The sequence below is a fragment of the Hahella sp. CCB-MM4 genome (assembly GCF_002260525.1).
In the GTDB taxonomy this organism is placed as follows: domain Bacteria; phylum Pseudomonadota; class Gammaproteobacteria; order Pseudomonadales; family Oleiphilaceae; genus Hahella.
On record NZ_MRYI01000039.1, the window covers coordinates 1 to 4,843 of the forward strand.

7 protein-coding genes are annotated in these 4,843 nt (G+C 43.0%); 1 reads left to right on the forward strand and 6 read right to left on the reverse strand.

Annotated features, from left to right (window positions below; translation table 11 throughout):
- Positions 1 to 81 precede the first annotated feature (81 nt).
- From BTA51_RS30030 to BTA51_RS28675, 6 genes are all read right to left on the reverse strand, one after another.
- A complete protein-coding gene (locus BTA51_RS30030) occupies positions 82 to 438 on the reverse strand; it encodes a hypothetical protein (protein ID WP_141215700.1) in 357 nt (118 codons plus the stop codon).
- Positions 439 to 831: 393 nt separating this feature from the next.
- A complete protein-coding gene (locus BTA51_RS28655; protein ID WP_094712510.1) occupies positions 832 to 1,239 on the reverse strand; it encodes a barstar family protein in 408 nt (135 codons plus the stop codon).
- A 132-nt stretch (positions 1,240 to 1,371) separates the two neighbouring features.
- Complete coding sequence (locus BTA51_RS30335; RefSeq protein ID WP_094712511.1) at positions 1,372 to 1,728, reverse strand: hypothetical protein; 357 nt, start codon at positions 1,726 to 1,728, stop codon at positions 1,372 to 1,374.
- Between the two features lie 86 nt (positions 1,729 to 1,814).
- Positions 1,815 to 2,276 (reverse strand): hypothetical protein, encoded by a 462-nt coding sequence (locus BTA51_RS28665; protein WP_094712512.1) that lies wholly within the window; start codon positions 2,274 to 2,276, stop codon positions 1,815 to 1,817.
- A gap of 35 nt (positions 2,277 to 2,311) precedes the next feature.
- A complete protein-coding gene (locus BTA51_RS28670; protein ID WP_094712513.1) occupies positions 2,312 to 2,791 on the reverse strand; it encodes a hypothetical protein in 480 nt (159 codons plus the stop codon).
- Positions 2,792 to 2,877: 86 nt separating this feature from the next.
- Positions 2,878 to 3,207, reverse strand: coding sequence for a hypothetical protein (locus tag BTA51_RS28675; RefSeq protein ID WP_094712514.1), 330 nt, complete (start codon positions 3,205 to 3,207; stop codon positions 2,878 to 2,880).
- A gap of 100 nt (positions 3,208 to 3,307) precedes the next feature.
- On the opposite strand from BTA51_RS28675, the gene BTA51_RS28680 reads away from it, so the two are divergent.
- Positions 3,308 to 4,186: an IS30 family transposase gene (locus tag BTA51_RS28680; RefSeq protein WP_094712515.1), complete on the forward strand. Its 879-nt coding sequence runs from the start codon at positions 3,308 to 3,310 to the stop codon at positions 4,184 to 4,186.
- The last annotated feature ends 657 nt before the right edge of the window (positions 4,187 to 4,843 follow it).

Below are 4,843 nucleotides of genomic sequence, written 5' to 3' on the forward strand. Positions count from 1 at the left end.
AGAACGATGGACGCATCCAGTGCAGAACTGGAACCTTACACTCTCGCAGCTATCGATTCACTTTGAAGGGCGGCTAGACGCTCACATCGATCTGTGACTTGGCTGACACAGAGTTTTGAACACCCTCGCCATGTTAACATCGTTACTTGCAACTGGAATAAACAAGCCTCCCGAAGCAACCATTGTAGTCGTAGTATTGTCTCCATCATTTAAACTTAGAACATCGTATCCATTTGGACAAAGTTCCGCTGCTCTCATATGCCACCTTGGCAGAACTTTTTCAGATTTTGTTGAGTAAGCGACGTACTCTATTTCATACTTACTTTCCGATATTTTTCTATCCTTATATCCACCGCTCATGTAACTATATGGTTTGTATCCAACTTCTACACACCCTATAAGGGAAATCGATAATATTAAATATAAACTCTTATTCATCTGTTTCTACCTAAAGAAAACTAACATTTGAATAATGCGCATGCGCGTTTACCCAATTTTAATTCCTGAAGATACATCCTCTAGCCCCATGATTCCATTGTAAAATCACTGAAACCAGTTCTTATGACAAAAGACAAAATGGGACACCCAGCAATTAGTTGGTTGCTAACAGCGGTTGATTGGAGCTAAGCGGAAATCAATCCTCTGCTTGGATTTGTTAAATGCTGATATTTATGCTAGCACCTAGTTTATAAAAATTGACTTCTTGCCTTTGTAGTACTCTGTGACGAACTCTATGCGGTTGCTGTCGTATGCGGCATTCTGAATCCAATCCTGAGCCTCGTCTAAACTTGAGCCTTTGCGAGTCGGTGTTGAACGCGTTGTTATGCAGCATTATTCCAACACCAATTCGATACCATCTTCGGATTCCTCGCCACCAGCATAATGCACGCTAATAATCTCTATAAGCCAATCGAAAACAGTTGGACCGATACAGTTCTTTGCTTTCGCAAGATCCTCAGAAACATATGTGCGATTGGACGGATGGCAATATTGGAGGCGGCGCTCAAGTTGACGAACTGTTTCGGGATAGCCAAGTCTGTCACGAGACAGAGCAGAGCTTTTCCATTTCAGAACATAACCGCGTTCAGGGGTACCAAACCCACCCCGCAAAATGTCATTGAACGCGTCTAGATTCTTGCCCCAATCTGCGCCAGGAATCAGAACACTACTGATTTCCTCGAAAAAACCCTCTAGGGTCGAGAATCTGGAACCGTCGATTTCGTAACTGAGCTTATTCATGCTGCATAACGCCCCTGCCTGATTGTGTTTGTTATGCATTACTAGTGTACGGCTCGAAAATATCAAGAGCTTCTCTCTCTATTAATGACCGTAGACAATGGCTGCGGAAAAAATGTCAGCAGGAGCAATTTGTTATGTGATTACTGTTGATACAAAATACACACATAAAATTGTCATTAGCCCGTAAAGAATATACCAATTTTCTGCCCTCACCCCACCCTGATAAATATCAGAATTACCTACCACCAATTTATAACGAGAATATATAACAGAAGACGGAGGAATTGATATTAGCTGACATTGAATGGCATTTCCGTCCTCTTCGATTTCAAACTTTATTGAACCCTTAATGCGAAAGCTATCTGGCGACTGATACATTTTATTACCATCAATAACCACACCAAGGGAAACCGTGCACCAAAGATGCTTTGCCACTGCACGTGAGAATACTTGGATCTTATGATTCTTCCAATTATGTATCTTTTTCATATGCCTTCACATAACGCTCGTAGCTGCCGTATTTTAGTAGTGTAGCCGCAGGCGAAACGGATAAAATATCGGACAGCCTACGCTTGTTATGTGATTTGCCTGCTAATAAAATTGTTAATTTCCAACACCAACTCATCATTTTCCATTGCTGATAGGTCTGCAAAACCAAACCCATTGTAGTAATTGAATATTTGATAGATTTCCTCACAAATCGATTCACTTACATCGCTCTCATAATCATATACGGATTGAGTTATAAATTTCACAAAATCTGATGAAGAAATCCGCTTACTACTGACACGAGAAATATGCTCTTGGAACAATAGCTTTGAAAGCGTCTCTTCGTTCGAGCACGACAACAAACTCAACAAGTTTTTCTCAATTTGAGTTTGATCAGCCTCAACTTCATCTATATATCGCAACTGTTCCAGTGCGGCAACATGAAAAACATCCTCATCATTAATTTGGTTCGCCCAAGCCATAACATCCCAGAAAGATATTTCTTTCAAAGCATACGCTACTAAAACCTCACGGACACTACCATTCATAGTCTACGAAAATTCACCTTTGAGCACATAATGCTTTAAGCAGTGGCGTCGCTTGCGGCGTCCTGCTGGCTTAAATTGATATGAGTGATTTTGGCGACACGCAACCAAGTAAACATTGCAGGAAGCAGCAAAACCAAACCAATTACTGTGAGAAGCAACGATAAACCTACAGCATGATTAATGATAGAGGGAGAGTCTGATGCTCCTGCGTAATACCAGAATACACAAGATGCTATGAATGATGCTAACCACACCGTCAGTATATTTAGATAAACCCACTTTCTGGTTGTAAAGTTTGGCTGCAGCTTTTTTGCTATCAGAGGGAAAGCCACAGCAACACAAGCCAGAGCACTCAACGAAGCTAAAAATATGAAAATAAAACCTTGAACCGCACCAGAATCATTTGTGTCCCATTCGGGTGATTGCATTTCGAAGTAACCCAAAGATAGCAAAGCAACTGGTACGACCAGATAAATTCCTGATGCCCAAACTGTGGCTTTCAAATATTGGATCATACTCTTTTACTCATAACGCCTGTAGCTTGCGTATTTTTGTAATGTAGCCGAAGGCGAAATGAAAAATTATCGCAAGACTACCCTTGTTAGGCATATTGGAAATACACATGCATTCTCCAATAACCAGCGAAGCAAACGACTTTTTCCAGCTCTTCTATGGCTCTTATTTCTCCGGGAGACACTTTGGCCGAATAGTTTTTTCCTTCAAGAAAATATATCTCATTAGCTGTTTTAGGTGGATTTTTAACTCGCTCACGGATCTTTAAGATCAATTCTTCAGAAATCTGCTCAACGATTTCTGAAGGTTCAAAATACACACTTGCATAAATTATCCTCGAAACCATTTCTGGCTCAGAGAACAGACCATCATCATAACATTGAAGTATTTCTGAAATAGAAAGATCCATTTTTCGCATAATTCTGGGTTCACCTTGTTATCGCAACACTCTTGTGTAAACCGCGTAGGAGTCAGCTGCGCTAAGATGCAGACTTCTACCCGACCAAGAGTAAGCCGTCATGCCTTCTTTCACGCAGCTGACTCGAGAACAACGATATCAGATTTATGCTCTGAGAAAACAACATCTTTCACAAGCCGAAATCGCTCGCAATAATGGTGTACATCGCTCTACCGTCTGTCGTGAGCTACGACGATGTCAGGGGGTGGCCGCGTACCAACCAGAACAATCTCATCAACAAGCGCTTGGGTTTCGTTACAACGCCCACAAATCTTTCAAAATTGAGGGGCAACTGAAATCCTACCTACTGTTTTATCTGGCTCTGGATCTCAGTCCTGAACAAATTTCGGGAACGCTGCAGCTGCGTCATCAAATCCCTCTTTCTTTTCAAAGTATTTACCGCTACCTGCAACGGGATAACTGGTGGGGTGGTGAGTTATTCAAGCAACTGCGCAAAGTCGGTCGACGCTATAGTTATTTGGGCGATCAGAAGCGACGGCCTAAGTGCTCGCAACCACCGGTATCCAATCGGGTTTCCATTCGTGAAAGACCGCTGGTGGTCGAACGACGAAAGCGCTTGGGTGACTGGGAAATCGACACCATCGTTGGCCGTGAGCACAAGAGTGCGTTGCTGTCGATCACCGAAAGAAAGAGCCAATACCTGTGCCTAATGAACCTCTGGCCCCTGAGCCGAAGGGGCTGGCGGAAAAATATTGCCAAGGTCCTCACTAAAAGTCACACTGACCAAACCGGCCTGCTCGACTTTCTCTTTAAATTCCTGCTGGCAAAACAGCCCCATCAAATCATCGAACGATGTTCTGAATACGGCCAGGTGTTTGACCTTCAACCCGTGAAAGGCAAGAGATTGGAGATCACCATATTCATTCTTCATGCTCAGTTTATGGTCAACTCCATCGACACTGTCGGTCAACGCCAATAAGTTGAACCAGAAATAAAGGGACACCCTACCATCTTTTAGGGTAGGGAATTTTTATGTGTCAATGTCTGTAAACCGTGATGGGCGGACACATAGGTCCTCCCCTGCAAGTTACGAATTGAAGCGGATCGAAAGCACTTCTTAGTGGTAAATATCTGGGTGTCCTCTTTCTTGCTGCTCTCCAATTTTCGTACGGCTAACGTCGGTAGAAGGCGCGCGCATTTTGCGTCGCCTGCCTGCGCTTTTTAACTGAATGCATCCCATGCCCTTATAGCGAAGTAATACAGACCGTAAATCAGGAAAACAGTAATAACTAAAAGGAGAAGAGAATGGGACACCCGCCAATTAGTTTTGTCCGTAAACCGCGCTGGGCGGACACATAGGTCCGCCCCTACAAGTTACAAATTGATAGGACATTCAGCGATAGTTATATGGATGTCCCGTTAGTCGGCCGTGTAATGCAATCTGTCTGGATGAATGCGATAAATGGTCACGTTGGGGTGAGTATGTGGGCGTCCTCTTTGTTCTGTCCTGAGACTGTAATTTAATTTGTGTATCTGCCTATCACTAGTACCCTATTACAGGGTTAAGGATAGGTAGACAATGAACCGGAAAGAATTAGAAGCATTTGCCCGTGAGGCAGCCAAATCTCTAAAGACA